At 68.0% G+C, this 21,499-nt stretch carries 16 protein-coding genes and 1 tRNA gene; 10 read left to right on the top strand and 7 right to left on the bottom strand.

Annotated features, from left to right (window positions below; translation table 11 throughout):
• Positions 1-434: 434 nt before the first annotated feature.
• From A3Q7_RS0113570 to A3Q7_RS0113560, 3 genes are read right to left on the bottom strand one after another with little or no spacing between them, the layout of a single operon-like run.
• A complete protein-coding gene (locus A3Q7_RS0113570) occupies positions 435-1,646 on the bottom strand; it encodes a glycoside hydrolase family 2 TIM barrel-domain containing protein (RefSeq protein ID WP_157278201.1) in 1,212 nt (403 codons plus the stop codon).
• A gap of 44 nt (positions 1,647-1,690) precedes the next feature.
• The gene (locus A3Q7_RS0113565) at positions 1,691-2,992 is read right to left on the bottom strand and encodes a hemolysin family protein (RefSeq protein ID WP_018412438.1); all 1,302 of its coding nucleotides are present in this window, start codon (positions 2,990-2,992) and stop codon (positions 1,691-1,693) included.
• Between the two features lie 51 nt (positions 2,993-3,043).
• Complete coding sequence (locus tag A3Q7_RS0113560) at positions 3,044-3,793, bottom strand: S1 family peptidase (RefSeq protein ID WP_018412437.1); 750 nt, start codon at positions 3,791-3,793, stop codon at positions 3,044-3,046.
• Positions 3,794-4,064: 271 nt separating this feature from the next.
• Between A3Q7_RS0113560 and infA the strand changes: the two genes are divergently transcribed.
• On the top strand, positions 4,065-4,322 hold the full coding sequence (gene infA / locus A3Q7_RS0113555) for a translation initiation factor IF-1 (RefSeq protein ID WP_018412436.1): 258 nt from the start codon (positions 4,065-4,067) through the stop codon (positions 4,320-4,322).
• A gap of 7 nt (positions 4,323-4,329) precedes the next feature.
• Here the strand turns inward: infA and dksA are convergent, their stop codons facing one another.
• Positions 4,330-4,758, bottom strand: coding sequence for an RNA polymerase-binding protein DksA (gene dksA, locus A3Q7_RS0113550; protein WP_026224820.1), 429 nt, complete (start codon positions 4,756-4,758; stop codon positions 4,330-4,332).
• 308 nt (positions 4,759-5,066) lie between these two features.
• Between dksA and A3Q7_RS0113545 the strand changes: the two genes are divergently transcribed.
• The 5 genes from A3Q7_RS0113545 (at position 5,067) to A3Q7_RS0113525 (ending at position 13,687) form a co-directional block, all read left to right on the top strand.
• On the top strand, positions 5,067-6,188 hold the full coding sequence (locus A3Q7_RS0113545; RefSeq protein WP_018412434.1) for a metallophosphoesterase family protein: 1,122 nt from the start codon (positions 5,067-5,069) through the stop codon (positions 6,186-6,188).
• Entirely contained in the window at positions 6,185-8,812 is a 2,628-nt protein-coding gene (locus A3Q7_RS0113540; protein WP_018412433.1) for an AAA family ATPase, read from the top strand. Before A3Q7_RS0113545 ends, A3Q7_RS0113540 begins: the two co-directional genes overlap by 4 nt.
• 79 nt (positions 8,813-8,891) lie before the next feature.
• Positions 8,892-9,836, top strand: coding sequence for a YcjF family protein (locus A3Q7_RS0113535; protein WP_018412432.1), 945 nt, complete (start codon positions 8,892-8,894; stop codon positions 9,834-9,836).
• A 176-nt stretch (positions 9,837-10,012) separates the two neighbouring features.
• On the top strand, positions 10,013-12,388 hold the full coding sequence (locus tag A3Q7_RS0113530) for a bifunctional diguanylate cyclase/phosphodiesterase (RefSeq protein ID WP_018412431.1): 2,376 nt from the start codon (positions 10,013-10,015) through the stop codon (positions 12,386-12,388).
• Between the two features lie 12 nt (positions 12,389-12,400).
• A complete protein-coding gene (locus tag A3Q7_RS0113525; protein WP_018412430.1) occupies positions 12,401-13,687 on the top strand; it encodes a diguanylate cyclase domain-containing protein in 1,287 nt (428 codons plus the stop codon).
• Here A3Q7_RS0113525 and A3Q7_RS0113520 read toward each other — a convergent pair.
• Both A3Q7_RS0113520 and A3Q7_RS0113510 read right to left on the bottom strand, forming a co-directional pair.
• Positions 13,668-13,997: a hypothetical protein gene (locus A3Q7_RS0113520; RefSeq protein WP_018412429.1), complete on the bottom strand. Its 330-nt coding sequence runs from the start codon at positions 13,995-13,997 to the stop codon at positions 13,668-13,670. The genes A3Q7_RS0113525 and A3Q7_RS0113520 overlap by 20 nt on opposite strands.
• 219 nt (positions 13,998-14,216) lie before the next feature.
• A complete protein-coding gene (locus A3Q7_RS0113510) occupies positions 14,217-15,935 on the bottom strand; it encodes an ABC transporter transmembrane domain-containing protein (protein WP_018412427.1) in 1,719 nt (572 codons plus the stop codon).
• 74 nt (positions 15,936-16,009) lie between these two features.
• On the opposite strand from A3Q7_RS0113510, the gene A3Q7_RS0113505 reads away from it, so the two are divergent.
• From A3Q7_RS0113505 to A3Q7_RS0113490, 4 genes are all read left to right on the top strand, one after another.
• Positions 16,010-16,094: transfer RNA gene (locus A3Q7_RS0113505), tRNA-Leu, on the top strand.
• Positions 16,095-16,455: 361 nt separating this feature from the next.
• Positions 16,456-17,193 (top strand): hypothetical protein, encoded by a 738-nt coding sequence (locus tag A3Q7_RS0113500; RefSeq protein ID WP_026224819.1) that lies wholly within the window; start codon positions 16,456-16,458, stop codon positions 17,191-17,193.
• A gap of 15 nt (positions 17,194-17,208) precedes the next feature.
• Positions 17,209-18,210, top strand: coding sequence for a DUF6976 family protein (locus tag A3Q7_RS0113495; protein WP_018412425.1), 1,002 nt, complete (start codon positions 17,209-17,211; stop codon positions 18,208-18,210).
• A gap of 166 nt (positions 18,211-18,376) precedes the next feature.
• Complete coding sequence (locus tag A3Q7_RS0113490; protein WP_018412424.1) at positions 18,377-19,435, top strand: NYN domain-containing protein; 1,059 nt, start codon at positions 18,377-18,379, stop codon at positions 19,433-19,435.
• A gap of 2 nt (positions 19,436-19,437) precedes the next feature.
• On the opposite strand, the gene A3Q7_RS0113485 is transcribed toward A3Q7_RS0113490, so the two are convergent.
• The gene (locus A3Q7_RS0113485) at positions 19,438-21,468 is read right to left on the bottom strand and encodes a site-specific recombinase (protein WP_018412423.1); all 2,031 of its coding nucleotides are present in this window, start codon (positions 21,466-21,468) and stop codon (positions 19,438-19,440) included.
• Positions 21,469-21,499 lie beyond the last annotated feature (31 nt).

Below are 21,499 nucleotides of genomic sequence, written 5' to 3'. Positions count from 1 at the left end.
GAATCTCGCGACAAACGTGAGCGGAGCCAGGGTTGGGCGGGCGCGGGCTTGCCCGCGATGCAGCCTTGAACGAAGCCGGGCGGCCTGCACACGCCGCGTCGCGGCCAGAGGCCGCTCCCACAACAGCTCGCCCGAACCGCGAACGCAGCGGGTTTGCGCAGGAGCGAGCGCAGCTCGCGATACCACTGACGAACGAAGCCCGCGGCCTGTCGATGCCGCTGGCCCTCACCCGGCGCTGCGCGCCACCCTCTCCCGCGGATGCGGGCGAGGGTCACATCGGGGACGGCGCCTGTCTCCCCTCGCCCACATCAGTGGGAGAGGGGCCGGGGGTGAGGGCGCGCGCGGGCTTGCCCGCGATGCAGCCATGAACGCAGCCGGCGGCCCGCCGGACCGCCACCGACAAGGCCGCGGTCGGCTTGCGCTGGCGGAGCATTTCAGCGCACGCGGAACGGCAGGTTGGCGGTGGCCACCTTGCCGTGACGGTCGCGCAGCGTGATGAACAGCCGGTAGGCGCCGGGCGTGGCCGGGGCGATGAAGCGCACGCTGCGTGCATCGGCGTGCAGCACGTTCACCTCGATGCGCGGCGGCACCGCTTCGATGTCGCCGCCCACGCGCAGGTCGGTGGCTTCCGCGCGCACCGTCCACTCGGTGTCCAGTGGCGAGCCCTCCGCCGCGGTCGCATCGACGCCCGCCGACACTTCCGCGCCGGGCGCGAATTCGTCGGCCGCGATACCGATGCCGGCGATGCGCGGTGCCGCGTGCTGCGGTGGCCGGCCCCAGGCGGTGGCGATGGCGTCGGTCATCGCGGTGAGCCGGCCGTCCGCCAGCAGGCTGTGCCAGGTCGCCGTCTGTTCCTGCTTTTCGCCCCACAGGAAAGGATGGGCGGCGACGATCTGCGGCTGCCCGGCAACGAAAGCCAGCGCATCGCGGAAGAAGTCGGCCTTCTGCGTGCTGGTCAGTTCCACCGGCGCGCCCCAGGGTTTGCGTCCGGCCTGCCACTGGCCCAGCGGCCCCAGTTCGCTCACCAGCACCGGCTTGGCGATGCCCAGCGCCTTCAGCCGCGCCGGCAGATTGAAGATGGACCCGCCGTACAGATTCAGTCCCAGCAGATCGACCTGATGGCAGCAGTCGGCCAGCGGACGCAGCCAGTCGTCGCTGTTGTCGGCCACCACCATGAGTGTCGGGTGCTTCGGGTCCAGCGATTTCACGATGCCGGCGAGGCGGTTGATTTCGCGCCACAAGGGCAGCGGCTCGGCAACCCCGGTTTCCACCTCGTTGCCCACGCCCCAGGCCAGCAGCGCCGGGTGAGACCGGTGGCGCTGCACGAAATCGCGCACCCGTGCCTCCTGCGCCGCCACCTGCATCGGGTCGGCGTAGTTGAAGCCGTGGCGCGGATGCCCCAGCCAGATGCCCATCACCACCTTCAGGCCCAGCGCCTGCGCGGCGTCGAGCACCCACGCATCCTGTTCGCGATAGACGCGCACCACGCGCGCGCCGGCATCGGCCAGCTTCTGCAGCGCTGCATGATCGCCTTCGAAGGCGGCGCCCTGCCAGGCCGGATCGGCGGCATGACTCGGGACGAACGGACCGAACAGCATGAGCGCGCACGCTGCGCGACGGAGTGATCGCAGAGCAGTCTGATGCATGCCCGTCAGAGCCGCCGGCGCGCGAAGCGTTCCCGTACGCCCGCTCAGCTTCCGGCTTCCGGCACCACCCGCGTCACCATGACCTGATCGATGCGGAAGGCGTCCACGTCCATCACCTCGAAGCGGTAGCCGCCCCAGGTGACGGTGTCGGTGCGGCGCGGCACGCGGCGCAGCATTTCCATCAGGAAGCCGGCCAGCGTGTCGTAATCGGCTTCGTTCAGCAGTTCGTCGATGCCGAGCACGCGCTTCACGTCGGCGATCGGCGTCACGCCGTCGATCAGCCAGGAATTGTCGTCGCGGCGCACGATCTGTTCCTCGTACCAGGGCGACACCAGATCGCCCATCACCGTGCTCATGACGTCGTTCAGCGTAACCAGGCCGACCACCAGGCTGTATTCGTTCACGATGATGGCAAAGTCCTCGCCCACCTGCCGGAACTGGTCCAGCACCTCGGCCAGCGTGAGCCGGTCCGGCACGATGAGCACCTTGTGCACCAGGCTTTCGTCGGCCAGCGACAGCGGCTGGTTCTTGAGCACGCGCTGGAACAGGTCCTTGGCGTCGACATAGCCGATCACGTGGTCGATGTCGCCGTCGCACACCGGATAGGTGGAGAAGGGTTCTTCCGTGATGCGGGCGCGGATGACCGCATCCGGGTCGTCACGCAGGAAGTAGGCGATGCGTTCGCGGTGGGTCATCGCGCTCGGCACGGTGCGGGTGTCCAGCTCGAACACGTTCTCGATCACCTGCTGCTCGCGCCGCGCCAGCGCGCCGCTCTGCGCGCCCGCTTCGGCCAGCGCCAGGATGTCGTCCGGGGTCACCCTGTCCTCGCGCACCTGCGGCAGGTGCAGCAGCTTCATCAGCAGGTCGGTCAGGCGGGCGTAGATCCATACCGCGGGCCTGAACAGCGCGGTCATGAACATCATCGGGCCGGCCACGCGCACCGCCAGCGCCTCCGGCACCACCATGCTCACGCGCTTGGGGATGAGGTCGGCGCACAGCACGAACAGCGAGGTGACGATGAGGAAGGACAGCACGAAGCCTGCGGTGTCGGCGGTGCCGCTGCTCATCCAGTGCGCGAGCACGCCGGCGACATAGGGGCTCAGCATGCCCTCGCCAACGATGCCGCCGGCCACTGCGATGGCATTGACGCCGATCTGCACCACGGTGAAGTAGTGGCCCGGATCCTCCTGTATGCGCATCACCTTTTCCGCGCGCGCGTCGCCGTCGTCCGCCATCTGGCGCAGGCGCAGCCGGCGCGATGCGGCGAGCGCGATTTCGGCGATGGAAAAGAAGGCGCTGGCCAGTATCAGCGCGAACAGGATGAACAGGTTCTGGGTCAGGCTCATGGCAGGTGCGCCGGCCTGCGCGCCGGCGGGTCGTGCTGCGATGCGCGCAGTCTACCTGCTGGCGCTGAGTGTCATCAGGATGTCGGCGTACCAGGCGCAGTTCAGGCCCAGCGCCTCGTCCAGTTCCAGGTCGCGCGTGCCGACATCCAGCCGCGCCGAATGGACGCCGAGCAGCATCCACGGCAGGTCGCCCAGCCGCGCCGGATCGTCGGCCACGCGCATCACCACCGGCGCGCCGCTGATGCCGCGATGCGTGCGCGCATCGGTCAGGAAATAGCCCTGGCCCTGAAAGCGCAGGCCGAACGACGAGGCGATGCCCGCCTGGCGCACCACCGGCATGTGATGCAGCGTGTCGTGGAAACCGAGCGGGAAGCCGACCACCAGCAGCGAACTGCCTACCTCGATGCGATCCAGATCGGCCGACAGGTGGGCCGGCGTATAGGCGCGCCAGACGGCGGATGGCGGCAGCGCACGGCGATCGACCTCGATCAATGCCACGTCGATGGCACCGGCGCGATCGGTGCCCTGTCGCCACAGGCTCTTGCCGTCGCGGTAGAGCGGGATGGAAAAGCCGGTGGAGCGCGTCATGTTGGCCGCGTCGACGTGCAGTTCGATCTCGATGCGATCGGGAAAATGACGGCTCGGCTCGTCATGCAGCACATGCCGGCTGGTGACCAGGAACAGACGCTTGTCGCGCTCGAAGAAGAAGCCGCTCGCATTGGTGAGCACGCGCGTGCCATTGAAGGTGCAGATGCGCGCCGCGGCGAGCAGCAGCGGTTCGATCACCGGGTTTGCCTGCATGGGATATCCGTCCTGTGATGCTTCGCCCGCAGATTTCCGGGCAGAAAATGAACAATCGGTGCATAGTAGCGGCCGGTGCCGCGCCACGGACAAGTCATCCTGCGTCACCGCCACTGCAGTTTTCCGGTTTCCTTCCCGCGCAGACTCTGTCGTCGGCGACCCGAATCCATTCGCATCCCAAAGCGATTCCGCAGTCAGTCCCGCCGATGCCCGCTGGCCAGAATGGCCGCCGCCCGGCATCTTTTCTCATGCCCTATCCGGGAGTATCGCAATGGCCAAAGAAGAACTGTTGGACATGAATGGCGTCGTGACCGAAGTGCTGCCCGATTCGCGCTATCGCGTCACGCTGGAGAACGGTCACATGATCGTGGCCTACACCAGCGGCAAGATGCGCAAGCACCACATCCGCATCATCGCCGGCGACAAGGTGTCGCTCGAAATGTCGCCCTATGATTTCAGCAAGGGCCGCATCACCTTCCGCTTCATCGACGGCCGCGGCGCCGCCGCGCCGGCACGGCGCACGCACTGAGGCGGCATCAGCCGCCGCGCATGCGGCGGCGCTTCTCGTGCAGTTCCTGCGCCTCGACCGACAGCGTGGCGGTCGGTCTCGCCAGCAGGCGCGCCAGCCCTATCGGTTCGCCGGTGAATTCGCACCAGCCGTAGCTGCCGTCGTCGATGCGTGCGAGCGCCTCGTCTATCGTGTGCAGATGCTTGCGCTCGCGATCGCGCACACGCAGTTCAAGCGAGTGGTCTTCCTCGAGCGAGGCGCGGTCCGACGGGTCGGGCGTGCGCTCGAATTCGTGCAGATGCAGCGTGGTCTGGTGAGCCGACTTCAGCAGCGCGTCCCGCTCGGCGAGCAGTCGGGCGCGAAAGAAGGCAAGCTGCGCGGGCGACATGTATTCGGACGGCGGGGATGCCAGCAGTTCGGCTTCGCTGTCGACGTCGGTCACGGCGGGTTGTGTCATGAGGCTGGCCTTCCGGTGACGCGTGGGCGGGAGCACGCCTTGCGGTGTGCCTGACGGTCGGGTGGGCAGCACCGACCCGTGAAAACCATCATACACGCGCAGCACGGCAGGTGTTCGATCGTCGCGCGAGCGGCCTTGCGTCAGCTTGATGACCGCTGGTGCCGGCGTATCGGCATCGCGCCGCCCCCTCGTGTGCCGTCATTTTTCGCGGCGCGCGGCTCGAGTCGCCGTCCGCCCCGGGGACAAGGCTGCGCACGCGGATAGAATGCCGGTGCAGTGCGCGCCCATCGTGTCCTTCATTCCATCCAGTGCTCACAATCCTCCACACCGCCGATTGGCAGATCGGCAGGCAGTACGGTCAGTTCGAAGCGGACGAAGCGGCCCTGCTCGCCGAGGCGCGGCTCGCCGCGGTCGAGCGCCTGGCCGCGCTGGCGCATGAGCGGCGCTGCGACCTGGTGCTGGTCGCCGGCGATGTATTCGATGCCCAGGGCATCGCCGACAAGACCGTGCTGCGGCTGTTCAATGCGCTGCGCGGCTTTGCCGGTCCGTGGGTGCTGCTGCCGGGCAATCATGACGCCGCGCTGGCCGAATCGGTGTGGACGCGTGCATTGCGCTTGGGCGCGGTGCCACCGCATGTGCACCTGTGTCTGTCGCCACAGCCCTTGCATCTGCCGGCGCAGTCGGTGGTCGTGCTGCCGGCGCCGCTGACGCAGCGTCACACCTACAGCGACCTGACCGAGTGGTTCGACGCGCAGGCCACACCGCCGGACCTGTTCCGGCTCGGGCTTGCGCACGGCGCGGTGCAGGGTGTGCTGGCCGAGGACATCGATTCGGCCAATCCGATCGCGGCCGACCGCGCGGCGCGTGCGCGGCTCGACTACCTCGCGCTGGGCGACTGGCACGGCTGCCGTCGCATCGATGACCGCTGCTGGTACAGCGGCACACCGGAAACCGATCGCTTCCGCAACAATGATTCCGGACGCGCGCTCGTGGTCGAACTCGAGTGCGCTGGCGCCCCGCCGCGGGTCGAGCCGGTGAGCACCGGCCGCTATCGCTGGCGTGACGAACAGCGCAGCCTGCGGGTCGACAGCGATGTCGATGCGCTGTGCGACTGGCTGGCCGCGCTGGAGCCGCACGAGGTGGTGCAACTGGGCATCGACGGCCAGGTTGACCTGGCCGGGCTGAACCGCGTGCGCGATGCACTGAACCACGCGCGCGGCCGCGCGCGTGCGGTGCTGGCCGATGTCGACCGGCTGTGCATCGAACCCACCGATGCCGACATCGCTGCGCTGGCGGCCGAGGGCTATCTGGGCGAGGTGATCGCCGATCTGCGCGCCGCCCAGCAGGAGGCCGACGGCGAAGCGGCACGCGACGCCCTGGTGCTGCTGGCCGGTCTGCTCGACGCGCGCCGCACGGGGGCGTCGCGATGAAAATCACGCGTCTGCGCGTGGAGCAGTTCCGCCGCTTCCGCCAGCCCTTCGAGATCGCCGGCATGGACGCCGGCATCAATCTGTTCGCCGGCCCCAACGAGGCGGGCAAGAGCACGCTGGTCGCGGCACTGCGTGCGGCCTTCTTCGAGCGCTACCGCTCGGGCGCGGTCGAACATCTGCGGCCGTGGGACGATCCGGCTGCGTCTCCCGAGGTCGACATCGAGTTCGAACTGGATGGCCGGCACTGCCGCTTGAACAAGCGCTTCCTCGGTCGCAAGCGCTGCACATTGCAGTACGGCGACAGGTCGCTCGAGGGCAGCGAGGCGGAGGACTTCCTCGCCGCTCGGCTGGGCTTCACGCATGCGCTGCGCGGCGCGAGCAAGGCCGAGGACTGGGGCATACCCGGCCTGCTGTGGATAGAGCAGGGCGGCGCGCAGGAGGTGGGCGACGCGGTGACGCATGCCACCGACCACCTGCGCGGCGCGCTCACCGCCTCGCTGGGCGAAGTCGCCGGCGGCGACGGTGACGAGGTGACCGCCGAGGTCGAGAAGCTGCGTAACGAACTGCTGACGCCGGCATCCGACAAGCCGCGCGGAGCCTGGCTGGACGCGCAGCAACGATGTGGCCGCCTGGCGGATGAACTGGCGCGGGTCGATGCCGATCTGCAGGCATGCCGGCAGAAGGTGGATCGCCTGGCACAGTTGCGTGGCGAGCAGGCGGCCGACGCCGCCGAGCGTCCATGGGAGACGCTGCGCACGCAGGCGGCCGCTGCACGCAGCGCGCTGGCCGAAGCGCAGTCCATGCAGACGCGTGTGGCGGTCGAACGAGAGGCGCTGGATTCGCTGGATGCGCGCATCGACCTGCTGCGCCGCCAGCTCGACGCGCTGGCCGGCGAGCAGCGCAGCGCGGAGGTGCGCGAGCAGGCGCTGCGCGAAGCACGGCAGGTGCACGATGATGCGCTCGCGGCGGCCGCGCCGTGGCAGCGGGAGGCGGACGCTGCGCAGCGGCGCCATGACGAGGCGCGCCGGGTACTGGCTGCCGTACGGATGCGTGACAGCCACACCGCGGCGCAGCGCGAGCGCGACGAGCTGCGCGCCCGCATCGCCGCGCTGCAGACGACGCTTGCCCAGGCGGAGGCGGAGCAGACGCGCGTACTGGCGCTGCAGGCTGCGGCGGCCGCGTGTGAAGTGCGCGCGGCCGATCTGGCCGCGCTGCGCGAACTGGCGCAGCAGATGCGCGAACTGGACATCCGGCGCGCGGCGGTGGCCACGCGGTTGCGCTTCGCACTCGACGACGGACGGGCGCTGCACATCGGCGATGAGGTTTTCAGCGGCAGCGGCGAACGCCTGCTGTCCGAGGCGACGACCGTGCTGCTGCCCGGCCACGGTCGCCTGCGCATAGAGCCGGGCGGTCGCGACCTGGCCGCACTGGCGCGCGAAGGCGCGCAGTTGGCCGACCGGCACGCGGCACGGCTGCTCGCACTGGGGGTGGCATCGCTGGATGAGGCGGAGGCGCGTCAGAAGCGTCATGCCGGACTGCAGGGCGAATCGCGCGCCGCGGCGGCCGCACTCAAGGTACTGGCGCCACAGGGTGTGGACGCATTGCGGGTGAGCCATGCGGCCCTCGGTGGCCGTCTGGCGGAACTGGAAAAGCGGCTGCAGGCCGCACCGGAACACGACGACGGCACCCTGCCCACGCTGGCGCACGCCGAATCCGACGAGGAATCGGCGGGGCGTGCCCTCACCGAGGCGACACGGCGCCTGTCCGAGGCGCGCAACCGCTGCGCCGCCAGCGAGGCGGCGCTGCATGCCGCGCACCGCGAATCCGTCGCGGCGCGCGCCCGGCTGGACGATCCGGCGCGGCGGCAGCAACAGGACACGGCACAAGCGGCCCTGGTCGATGCCGTCTCGCAGCGCGCCGTGCTTGCGCAGCGCATCGATGCACTGCTGAACGAACTCGAGCGCGTCCGGCCGGATGCCTTGCAGCAGGACGTGCAGCGCCTGGAGCGCAGCGCCGAACTGCTGGCGCACACGCAGGCGCAGCGACGCGACGACATCACCCGGCTGGAAGCCGAATTGCAGGCCATCGGCGCGCAGGGGCTGGACGAAAGACGGGCCGCTCTGGCGCGCGATCTGGCGGCGGCCCGGCGCCGGCAGGACGAACTGGCACGGCGTGCCCGCGCGCTCGATCTGCTGCTGGCGCGGCTGCGCGAAAAGCGGCAGGCGCTGACACGGCGGCTGCAGGCACCGCTGCAGCGTCATCTGAACCACTATCTCGGCCTGCTGTTCCCGGGCGCCGTCGTTACGCTGGACGAAGACCTGAAGCCCGGCCCGCTGCGGCGCGACGATGGTGTGCCGGGGCGGGTGGACGAACTCAGCTTCGGCGCTCGCGAGCAGATGGGCGTGATTACCCGTCTCGCCTGTGCCGATCTGTTGCAGGCCGCCGGCCGCCCCACGCTCATCATTCTCGACGATGCGCTGGTACACAGCGACAGCGAGCGACTGGCGCGCATGAAACGCGTGCTGTTCGATGCTGCGCAGCGCCATCAGATACTGCTGTTTACCTGCCATCCGGAGAGCTGGCGGGATATCGGGGTGCGACCGCGTGCGCTGAGCACCGCTTGATCGCGCGGCACGGCCGCGGAACTGCAGCCGGTGTTGCCGGCTCACAGCACAGTCCCTTTCCGCATGAAGCCCTCGCCCCATGACAACCGATCACGCCCTGCTCACCCTCGCGCTGTTCGCCGCCTTTGCCGACGGCATGAAGGATGACCGCGAGCGCGAACATGTGCGCCGCTTCGCCGAATCGCTCGGCAGCGAGTTGCCGGATCTGCCGCGCATCTACCAGGACGTGCTGCTGCGGCGCGTGACGGTGGACGCCGCGGTGGCGGCGCTGCCGGACTTGGCGCAGCGACAGCTCGCTTACGAGATCGCGGTATGTGTGTGCGATGCGGATGGCCGGCAGTGCGACGCCGAACGGGCCTTCCTCGCGGACCTGAAATCCCGGCTCGGACTGGCGGCTGACACGCAGGCGACCGATGTCGAACGGCGGGCCGATGCCTTGTCCGATCTGACGACGCTGACGCCGGCCGCGGCGCCGTTGCCAGCGGCGGCATCCGCCAGCGGAACGGCGGTAGACCCGGCGGCGCTGGACCGCAGCATCCTGAACTACGCCATCCTGAACGGCGCGCTGGAACTGCTGCCGCAATCCTGGGCGTCGGTGGCCATCATCCCGCTGCAGGTGAAGATGGTCTATGGCATCGGTCGCAGCCACGGCTATGAACTCGACCAGGGGCACATCAAGGAATTCCTCGCCACCGTGGGCGTCGGCCTCACGTCGCAGTATCTCGAACAGTTCGGACGCAAGTTGCTCGGCGGGCTGCTCGGCAAGGCAGGGGGGCGCATGGCGGCCGGTCTGGGGCGCGCCGCGACCGGTGTCGCCTTCTCGTTCGCCAGCACCTGGGCGCTGGGCCATCTGGCCAGGCGCTATTACGCCGGCGGACGGCAGATGAATGCCGACGCGCTGCGCCAGGGCTTCCAGCAGATGCTGGAACCGGCGCGCCAGATGCAGGCGCAGTACCTGCCGCAGATGCGCGAGCGGGCGGCCGGACTGGACGCGGCCAGCCTCATGGCGCTGGTGAAAGGCTGATCCGCCGCCCTTTCGCCTGTTGCGGCTGAACCACTGCACACTGGCGCGCCGTCGCCGCGGCTAGAATCCGTCTCGAATACCCGCAGGACATCCTGTTCGCGGCGGGGATGCCCGACTGGAGAAACAATGCGCGGCGGCTGTCACATCCCGTCCCGGCCGGACGGAGGGCTCGATCCGTGAGCCTGCGCCTGCGCATCCTTGCGCTGGTGTGCGCTTCGTCATTGCTGCCGCTGCTGGTGGTGCTGTGGACCCTGCTCGAAAGCCGCTCGGCAGCCATCGTGCAGGCGCGCGAGCGCATCGGCACGCGCGCCACACAGCTCGCCGCCGAACTCGACGACAAGGTGTCCGGTACTGCCCAGCTCCTGTTCGGGCTGTCGCGCGCCAATGTGCTCGACAGCGGGGACGTGGCGGCCTGTTCCGATTTTCTGGCCGACGTGCTCAGTGCCCATCCACACTACGCCGGTCTGCTTACGGTGCGCCCCGACGGTTGGATGAAGTGCGATTCGCTGCGCACCGGCCGCAAGCTGAACGTGAGCGACCGCAATTACTTCAGGCGCGCCTTGCAGGCGCAGGGCATCGTGACCGAGTCCGCCATCGGCCGGCTCACCGGCAAGGGTGTGCTGCAGATTGCCTATCCGGCACGCCAGGCCGACGGCAGTCTGGCCTTCGTGCTGCTCGCGTCGATCAATCTCGATGAATTCGGCAGCAATGCGGCGCGTTCGTTGCCGTATGGCCGCATGAACCTGCAGATGTGGAACCATGATGGCAGCCTGGTGCTGGATTATCCGGCCGAAGGCATGGCAAAGCTGTCGCCCGAGGTGTCGGAGCGCGCCTTCGTGCTCGCGGCCCAGGCACCGAAGGTCGGTGAATCGACGCGCGACCCGGACGGTCGCCTGTGGGCGGTGGCGCCGCTGTCCGCAGGCGGCGGCACCGGCATCAGGCTGGTGCTCAGCGTGCCGCAGGATGAACTCGAGCAGGCGGCCGACCGTCAGTTCCGCAACGCGCTGTATGGCATGGTGCCCTTGGTGCTGCTGATGCTGGTGGCGACCGCTCTGCTCGGCGAATTGGCCTTGCGCCGGCAGGCACAGCGAGTGGTTCAGGGCATCGCCAGGCTGGATGCGGGCGAGTATGAAGAACCTCTCGGTCCGCCCTATCCGCGCGGCGAACTGGGCATGGTGATGAGTGCGCTCGACCGCATGGGCCGCTCGCTGCGCCAGCAGCGTGAGGAACTCCAGCTCAATACGCAGCAGCTCGAGCGCCAGGCCACCATCGATGCATTGACTGGCCTGGCCAATCGCGCATTGCTGACCGACCGGCTGGCGCAGGCGCTGATCCATGCGCGCCGTCGCAGCGGTGGGGTCGCCGTGCTGCTGCTGGATCTGGACCGATTCAAGACGGTGAACGACAGCCTCGGACACCGCAGCGGCGATGAACTGCTGCAGGGCGTGGCCCAGCGGCTGCGCGCATGCGTGCGCGAGGGCGACACCGTGGCACGCCTGGGTGGCGACGAATTCGTGCTGGTGCTGCCGGCGGCCGACAGCATGGCGGATGTGGCGCCGGTGGCAAAGAAGATACTCGACAGCCTGCTGCAGCCGCTCGCGGTGAATGGGCATCCATTGACCGTAGGTGCGAGCATAGGCGTGGCCATGTTTCCCAGCGACGGACTGAATGCCGACGACCTGCTGCAGCACGCCGATCTTGCCATGTACCGCGCCAAGGCACAGGGCGGCAATGTCGCCGCCTACTTTTCGCTGGAAATGATGCAGGCATCGGTCGAGCGGCTCAGGCTGGAAGCCGGTCTGCGGCGAGCGATCGAACAGGGCGAATTCGTGCTGCACTATCAGCCCGTGGTGTCGGCGGACGGCGGCCACGTGGTGTCGGCGGAAGCACTGATACGCTGGCTGGACCCGGAGCGTGGACAGATACCGCCGGTTGCGTTCATCGGCATCGCCGAGGAAACCGGCCTCATCGTTCCGATCGGCGAATGGGTGCTGCGCACCGCATGCGCGCAAGCGGTGGCCTGGCGCCGGCAGGGGCTGGGCGAGCTGCCGATCGCGGTCAACATCTCGCCGCGCCAGTTCCGTTCACCCGCCTTCGACCGCGTGGTGGCCGGCGTGCTGTCGGCCACCGGCTGTCCTCCGGCGCTGCTGCACCTGGAACTGACCGAAAGCAGCATCATCGATCAGCCGGAAGCGGCGCTGCTCATGCTGGAGCGGCTGAATGCGCTGGGTGTCGGATTGTCGATCGACGATTTCGGCACCGGCTATTCATCGCTCAGCCGCCTGAAGCAGCTTCCGGTCGAGAAGCTCAAAATCGATCGCTCCTTCGTGCGCGAGATCGAACGCGACGACAGTGACCAGGTGATCGTCGAAATGATCATCATGCTGGCGCGCAAGCTGGGCCTGCGCACCGTGGCCGAGGGGGTGGAGACGGAAACGCAGCGCGCCATGCTGCGCGCACTGGGTTGCGACGAGCTGCAGGGCTTCCTGTTCGCCGCGCCCATGGAGGCGTCCGGCTTCGAGCGTTTCATCGGCGCGCTCGCGCCGGCCTGAGCAGGCGATCCGATGGCGCATCGCGGCATTCCTCTGGACACCATCCTGGATCTCATGCTCGATGCGGTCTGCGTGGTCGATCCCCATGGGCGGTTCCTGTACGTCAGTCCTGCCTTCAGCCGCATTCTGGGTTACGACGGCGAAGAGGTGCTGGGCCGGAACATGATCGAATTCGTGCATCCGGACGATCGCGCCCGTACGCTCGAAACCGCGCTGGAAATCATGTCCGGTCAGCCCAAGCCCCTGTTCGAGAACCGCTATCTGCATCGCGACGGCCACGTGGTGCATCTGATGTGGTCGGCACGCTGGTCGGATGATCGGCAGGTCCGCGTGGCGGTGGCGCGCGACATTACCGCGCGCAAGCGGGCGGAAGCGATGCAGGCGGCGCTGTACGCCATGTCGGAGGCAGCGCATGAGGCGCGCGCGCTGCCCGAACTGATGGCCTGCATGCAGTCGCATCTGATCGGTCTGGTACCCGCAGCGCAATGCGTGCTCGCCTTGCGCACCGACCCTGCGGGCGATCTGCGCGTGGAATACGCCGTGGATCAGGCCGGCCACCCGCTGGCGCACGTGCCGGCGGCGGGCCGCGATTTCCTGGCGCGCCTGGCCGATGGCTGCGAAGCCCGGATATTCCGGGACGGGCTGGCCGCACAGTGGTGTGGTGCGCCGGTCGGATCGGCACCCGGATGCGAGGGGGTTCTGGCCGTCATGCGCCCGGCGGATGGTCCGGGCTTTTCCGAGGCCGATGCCGAACTGCTGCATTTCGTGGCGCTGCAGGTGGCGACCGCGCTGCAGCGGCTGCGGCTGCAGCAGCGACTGCGCCAGATGGCGCAGTTCGATGCGTTGACCGGTCTGCCCAATCGCGCCTTGCTGATCGACCGCATGGAAACCGCCATTGCGGCCGCGCGCCGCGCCCGGGTGAGACTGGCCGTGCTCTACCTGGATGTCGATCGCTTCAAGTCGGTCAACGACACACTGGGGCACGCGGCCGGCGACACGCTTTTGCAGGTGGTGGCGCAGAGACTGCGCGCCAGCGTGCGCGATGCCGACACGGTGGCCCGCCTCGGCGGAGACGAGTTCGTCGTGCTCATCCCCGAGTTGCGCCGACGCGACGATGCCGACGCGGTGGCCGACAAGATCCGGACGGCGCTGGCACTGCCGGTGGACATCGACGGACATACCCTGCAAGTGGGCGCCAGCATCGGCGTCGCGCTGTGGCCCGCCGACGGCGAGGACGGCCGCGCCCTGCTGTCGGTCGCCGATGCCGCGATGTACGCGCTCAAGCGTCGCGGTGCGTGAAATTCCTCTGCACGCGATGCAACCGTCGGGCGCGCTGCCGTCGCGGCGCGTGAAGCGCGTGTCGGGCGAGGTCGCCACCAGCAGACCGAGCCGCCCATCCCAGTCTGCCGCCAGATAGGCAGGCTTCGGTGTAGGGATACAACCCGTCCGGAGCATCCTTGTAGAGGTAGCGGGCCACACCTGCCTGGAACTGCCACCGCGCGTCGAGCTGGCGCTGCCAGCCCAGCCCGAGGATGGCTTCGACAGCCCCGCCGTCGTGCAGCGTGGCACTGCTCAGCGACAGCAGCCAGCCGCCGTCGCTGCGCCACACCGATGGCGATGCTCATGTCGCGGGGCAGGTCCGGTCCTGCCGTGGCCGCTGCGCAGGGCAGCAGCAGCGCGGCAGCCAAGCCGCACAGCAGTCGGTGGGGCGCGGTGCGCGCGGGGTATTCACGCATGGGCTTGCATCGGATCCGGCAAACGGAGAGGGGCGGGGGCGACCGCCCGCGCCCGGGCATTCTGACAGACGACCCCGACATCGCCGCGACGGTCAGCCGTGCGCGATGAACTGCAGCCGCGCGAGCTGGGCATAGAGGCCGCCGCTGTCCATCAGTTCGACATGGCTGCCCATCTCGACCACGCGTCCGTGGTCCAGCACCACGATGCGGTCGGCACGCTGCACGGTGGCCAGCCGATGCGCCACCACCAGCGTGGTGCGGCTGGCCATCAGCGGTTCCAGCGCCGCCTGCACCATGCGCTCGCTTTCCGCATCGAGCGCCGAGGTCGCCTCGTCCAGCAGCAGGATGGGCCGGTCGGCCAGGATGGCGCGCGCAATCGCGATGCGCTGGCGCTGACCGCCGGACAGCCGCACGCCGCGCTCGCCGAGCGGGCTGTCATAGCCGCCCGGCAACTGTGCGATGAAGCCGTCGGCAAAGGCCGCGACGCAGGCGGCGCGCACCTCGTCGTCGCTCGCCTGCGGCCGTGCATAGCGTACATTGTCCGCGACGCTGGCGGCGAAGATGACCGGCTCCTGCGGCACCAGCGCGATGTGCTGTCGCACCGCCTGCGGGTCGGCCTGGTCGAGCGCCACACCGTCGAGCGTGATGCGGCCGGACTGAGGATCGTAGAAGCGCAGCAGCAACTGGAACAGCGTCGACTTGCCGGCGCCGGACGGGCCGACCAGGGCCACCGTTTCGCCAGCGCGCACCTGCAGCGAGAAATCGTCGAGCGCAGGGGTGTCCGGCCGGCTCGGATAGCAGAAGCGCACGGATTCGAACGCAAGGTCGCCGCGCGGCGGTTGCGGCAAGCCGCGGGGCGAAGCCGGCGCCGCGATCGCTGGCGATGTGTCGAGCAGTTCGATCAGCCGCTCGATGGCGCCGGCGGCGCGCTGCAGTTCGCCCCACACCTCGGACAGCGCACCGACCGAGCTGGCGACGATGGCAGCGTAGAAAACGAAGGCGGACAGCTCGCCGGCGCTCAGCCGCCCGGCCAGCACATCATGCCCGCCCACCCACAGGATGAGCGCGACCGAACCGAACACCAGCAGCATCACCATCACGATCATCGCCGCGCTGTGACGGTAGCGCCGGATGCCGGTGGCGAAGCTGCGCTCGACCAGTGCCGCGAAATCGCGCCGGTCGGCGTCCTCGTGCACGCTGGCCTGCACCATGCGTATCGCGTGCACCGTTTCGTCGATATGCGTGCCGAGGTCGGCGATGCGCTCCTGGCGTTCGCGCGACAGGCCGCGTACGCGGCGGCCGAACAGCACGATGGGTGCGACCACCAGCGGCACGCCGGCCAGCACCATCAGTGTCAGCCGTCCGCTGGTGAGCGCCAGCATGATCAGACCGCCGCTCAGCAGCAGCACATTGCGCAGCGCGATGGAGAGAGTCGATCCCACCACGTTCTCGATCTGTGCCGTGTCGTTGGTGAGCCGGGAAATCACCTCACCGGTACGACCGGCCTCGAAGAAGGACGGTGGCAAGGACAGCAGGTGGTCGAACACCCGCCGCCTGAGGTCGGCCGCGACGCGCTCGCCCAGCCAGGACACATTGTAGAAACGCAGCCAGGTCGCGCCGGCCAGCAACACCACCAGCGCCAGTGTGCCCAGCAGCGCGCGGTCCAGCCACTGCGCGTCGCCGGCCGCGAAGCCCTGGTCGATCACGCTGCGCAGCCCCTGGCCGAGCGCCAGCGCGGCGCTGGCCGCGAGCACCAGACCGGTCGCCGCCAGCAACAGCCGTGCGCGATGCGGTCGTATGAGGCCCCACATCACCTCGCGAAGTCGTCTTGAATCAGTCACGCAGAACAATCCTTTTTGTTGTATATTCCCGCCCCTACCCAAGTGCGCGGGTGGCGAAATTGGTAGACGCGCTGTCTTGAGGGGGCAGTGCCGCAAGGCGTGAGAGTTCGAGTCTCTCTCCGCGCACCACATCCTTCTGCACCTGCCGGTGCAACCGGCATCGTTCGATGCCTGTGCTTTTCCCCGATCCTATCGTTTGCGTTGCACCGCAGTGTGCGCGTCTCGGCCGTGCTGCCGGCCCGGTGACCGCCACGCACATTTTTCCGTCGCCCGCGATCGATGCGCTGGCGAAGACATGAAAAATGTCACGCTGCATTGCTGCTGGGCGCAGCAAGGCATTCCTCCGGCATGTTGCACGTCGCAATGCTTTGCTAACATGCGGCTCGCCCCGTGGTGCCCCGCATGGACCGCGCGGTCAGCCCAAAAATTCAGAAGATCCCCGGCCATGAAGGTGCCCGGGGGCGGGAAACGGGTCGGAGAAGGAGACACCATGGCGTTGGACAAGGTCCTGCTGGGACGCTTGCTGCAGTTGAATGAACCGTGGACGGTACGCGATTTCCGTTTCGATCCGGGGTCTCGGCGCATCGATGTGTGGATAGGTCTCGAGGTCCAGCGCGGCTGGTTCGGTCTGGGCCGCAAATCGGCAGAGCCGGAAGGCGCAGAGCGCGTCTGGCGTCACATCGATCTGGCCGGCTGGCGCACCCATCTGCGCGTGCTCGCACCCCCCGACGCCGATCTCAGCGCGCTGCCCTGGGCAGGCAGCGCCGACATGCCCTTCTCGCAGGCGCTGTCGAAGCAGGTGTTCGCGCTGTTCAATGAAGGTGTGTCGCTCAACGGCATCTGCGCCATCACCGGCATTCCGCTGCAGGAACTCTGGAAATTCAAGTACGCGCTGGACCAGGGCAAGACCGCGATCGGCGACGCGAACCGCATGGCGAGCGCGGTGGTGCCCGACCTGACCGCTTCGGCGGCACCTGTCGGCGATGCGGTCGGGGCCGACGACGTCCCCGATCTTGCCGACCCGATCTGGCTGCAACTGATCGAGGGGCAGCGCGACATCGATATCCGCGCGCTCAGCCTCAAGCTGCTGATGACGCGCCTGCGCAGCCAGATGGAACTGATCACCGACGACGAAGTGCGCATGCTCAAGCTGCGCGAGCTGCACCGCTACTTCGTCAAGAACGCTCGCATGCTCGGTCATGAGCTGTCGCAACTGCGTACCCACTGATTTCCGGACACATCCATGACCATACCGACCACGTCCGCGACGGGCGGACGCATGATGGGCCTTTCCGAAGCCACCGCGCTGATCCGTTCCGGCGGCTATTTCAGCGTCGCCGGCGATGAAGCCCTGCTGCGCCAGTTGCCGCGCGGCCACTGGATAGGCGGCACCATTCCCTATTTCATGGGCCAGGACGGCGGCGTCACCACGCGTGACCAGCTCTATGTATCGCAGGTGCCGGGCAACATGCCGCTGATCCGTTTCTACGACCCGATCAGCCTGGAGCGGGTGTGCGTCGATGCGCCGGAGAACGGCTTTTCCATCATCGTGATGCCCGCCTTCTCTGCGGTGCACTCGCTGTTCGCGCGCAACGCGCCGGGCTACGAGGACATGTTCCTGAAGCCGCTGGTGGGCTGGGTGTCCGGCATTCACCTGTCGGATATCGGCCGCATCAGCCCGCTGGTGGTGAACGGCGAGACGCTGGAATTCGATGGCGAGCGCGCGCTGGTGATGCATGTGCCGTTACCCGAGGACAAGTACGCACGCATCGACATCATCAATCTGTTCACCCAGGGCGATGGCGACCGCATACGTTTCCCGGCCAAGGGCTTTTCGGCGACCGAATGCCTGATCAACGGACAGCCCGGCAATTTCGCGCAATACGTGCAGTCGCGCGGCATCGACACGCGACTGCCGCTGGTTGCCGACTACAGCGGCGCGATGATCAATATCTGCATCAAGTCGGTCGACCCCGCCAAGGGTGTGGTGGATTTCTATGCACCGGTATTCGACGACGTGGAATACCGCTTCGCCGCGCCGGTGCCCGATTACGTGAGCGCCTTCCACGCCGCGCTGCCGCAGCAGACCGGGCCGCTCGGCTTCAGTTGCAATTGCGTGCTGAACTACCTGTACTGCGAACTGGAAGGCAAGCGGGTACCGTCGATGCTCGGACCGATGACCTTCGGCGAGGTCGCCTACCAGTTGCTGAACCAGACCCTGGTGTATCTGACGGTCGAAGGCTGAGCGCCGAGGACTGCACAGGCATGATGGCGAGCGGCGCCCGCGGTCATGCAAACCCCGGCTCCGCTGGCGAGCGAGGGACGTGCGCGAGCGGGGCGACGTGCCGCGACAGGGCACTCATCGATCCGATCGCGTAGCATCGCTACTTTGGACTGTCCCGGTTTTCCGCATGAACGACACCTCATCGCAAAGTCGCCGCCTGGCGCTGGTCATCGACGCCGACAACGCACAGCCTTCGCTCATCCAGCCGGTGCTGCTCGCCGCGGCCTCGCGCGGGCGGGTGACGGTGCGCCGCATCTATGGCGACTGGACGTCGCCCAACATGACGAGCTGGAAGGCTCACCTGCTGGATCATTCGATACGCCCGATCCAGCAGTTCCGCATCGTCGGCGGCAAGAATGCCACCGACAGCGCCATGATCATCGACGCGATGGATCTGCTGCATTCCGGGCTGGTCGATGGCTTCTGCATCGTGTCCAGCGATTCCGACTTCACGTCGCTCGCCCGCCGCATCCAGGAAAGCGGTCTGTTCGTGATGGGCGTAGGCCGGCGCACGACGCCTCTGGCTTTCCAGCGCGCATGCGAGGAATTCGTGTTCACCGACGACATGCGCGCGGTGCCGTCTTCCGGCGTGCCGAAGAAAAAGGCCGGTGCGCCGGTGCGCGGCAGCGAACAGCCGGCGCGCAAGCCGCGCAGCCGTCAGCCGGACGCACAGATACTGGAGCTGCTGGCGCAAGGCATACGCTCGGCGGCCGACGAGGACACCGGCTGGGCCGGCATTGGTCGTATGGGTCAGATCGTGCGTCAGTTCGAACCCGGCTTCAGCCACAAGGACTACGGTTACGCCAGCCTGTCCGGATTGCTGGAAGCGCATCCCGAGCTGTTCCGCCTGCACAAGGGGGACAACGGACAGGCGCAGGTGCAGTTGATCGAACGTGTTGCCGACAAGCAACTGGAGCTGTTACCGGATCCGTTGCCCGATCCGGGCGCAACGCCGGCCACGGAACCGGAGGCGGCGCCTGCGTCCCCGCGCCGCAGCCGGCCTGCCCGCAAGTCGCGTTTGGCGGACGCCGGCGGCGAAATGCCGCTGCTGCGTGGCGAGGCAAGCGCGCCTGCCGAAGCAATGCCGGCTGCTGTCCCGTCTGATGACGCTGGCAAACCCGTCAAGACGCGTACGCCGCGGCGCAGCCGTCCGCGCAAGCCGGCGGGCGACACACCGGCCGGCTGAGTTCAGTCGCGTTCGGTTTCCGGCCCGGCGGCGTCGGACCTGGGCGGCCAGAAGAAGTCGCGCGGACGGGTCAGGAAGCGACGCAGCAGCTTGACCGACAGGCCGCGCGTATCTTCCGGTTCGACGCCGCGCGAACGCAGCGCCGTCTTCATGGCAAGACTGAAGCTGACGATGAGATTGGTCAAGCCTATCAGTATCACGCCCGATGCGCTGATCACCACGTCATGCCAGTCGACGTCGAAAGCCAGTGCCTGCAGGCCGTAGGCCAGGTTGGCCGACGCGAATGCGACGTGGCGGATGTCCAGCGGCAGGCCCAGCAGGCCGCCGATGATGGGTGTGCAGCCCAGCATGCAGCCGAACAGGAAATTCCCCATCAGCGCGCCCAGATTGTGTTCGACATAGTCCGACAGTCGATGCAGGCGCTGTTCGCCCAGTAGCGTGCGCAGCCACTTCACGCGGCGTAGCCGTTCCGGCACGCGATGGTACAGCGACTGGTTGTCGTAGTAGCCGGAGATGAGTCCGCTCAGGAACAGGTAGATGCCGGCGATCGCTGCGTGCAGCAGGGCAAGGCTCTGCCATGGATGCAGGTCATGCAGCAGATGCGCCCCCTTGGCCGGATCGACCGGCTGCCAGCCCAGGAACTGACCGCCCACCATGGCGATCGCCAGCGCCGTCAGGAAGCCTATCGATACGTTGCCGGCGATGGATATCCACTGCGTGCGGCTCACCTGGGCCGCCAGATCGGTCAGCACGTTCAGCCGCGCCTCGCGGTTCTGCTTGCCATCGAGCGCGGCTGCAAGCGTCGCTGCGGTCATCGCGGGCTGCTTGGTGGCGATGGTGAGGTGCAGGATGTGTATCAGCACGAAACCCAGGCCGTAGTTCAGGCTGTAGGCCAGCGCCTCCCACACCGGCGGCAGGGCGAGCTTGGCGGTCAGTATCTTGATCATGGCCATTGCGCCGATGATCAGGCCGGCCCCGGCCGCTGCGCGGAACATGCCCAGGAATTCGCTGCGCGTGCCGGTGACGTAATGTTCCCCCGACTTGCTCGCCTGTTCGGTCACGCGTCGCGCGAGCAGTTGCGTGGTGCCATTGAACAGATCGCGCACGCTGTGCCGGCGGTTTTCCTGGCGCACCAGGTCGACGAAGAAATCGATCGCCTGACGACGCATGTCGAGCGGATCCTGTCCGGCGGCCGGAAGCGCCAGCGAGCGCAGCAGCTTGAGCCGCTGCACGATCTGTTCGATGCGCGCCAGGATGAACACCAGGTTTACGCCCACGCCAGCTTCGCGCGAACGCCGGCGTATCGTGTCCACATAGTTCATGCACTGTTCGAGCAGCACTTCGAGGTGGCCGTCATGTTCGGTTTGCTCGTCGGAATGCGCGTGCCGGTCGATGAAGCCGCGTACCTCGTCGCTCTGCGCGAGGAAGGGCGATTCGTGGCGGGCCAGGGCCGGCTGGTACCGCAGCAGCGCGGGTTCCATTCCCAGCGCGGCCAGACGGTGCGAGGCCATGCGCATGGCCTCGAACACTTCGTGCCGGCAGCGCTGCCGTGCCGGCGCGAAGGCTTCGCCGTCGAGCGACAGCACGGCGAACAGATCCAGCCAGTCCTCGCGCGGGATGGCCGCCATCCATTCGCCATCGCGTGCATCGTCGAATACTTCGCTGAAAAGATCGCGCAGGAAATCGGCGTCGATGGCGGGCGGCAGCAGGCGTCCCAGGATGCGGCTGCCCAGCCCGCTGAAAAAGCCCTGGTTCGCAAGAACCCCCGATTCCGCGTACAGCGCGCGGTGCATGCGGGCGGTGAGTACCGCATTCAGGTGCGTGGTGAGCACCCGGGCGAGTTCAGGGCGCGATTCGAACAGGCGCAGCAGTGCCCTCAGGCGCGATTCGGCGACCTCGGCGCCTGCGCCGCGACCGGGTCGCAGCAGCGCCACCAGTCGCGCCAGGTGTTCGCCGCCCGTATCCTGCGGGTCGAGCGCCAGCTCTTCGAGCAGTGCGGTCAAGTCGGCGACAAAGGTGGATGATGTCGTCATGGTCGGGCCCGGAGATGAAGTGCAGGTGGCG

The sequence above is a fragment of the Methyloversatilis thermotolerans genome (assembly GCF_000372885.1).
GTDB classification, from domain to species: Bacteria; Pseudomonadota; Gammaproteobacteria; order Burkholderiales; family Rhodocyclaceae; genus Methyloversatilis; species Methyloversatilis thermotolerans.
This window is presented reverse-complemented; position numbering and strand designations above follow the sequence as displayed.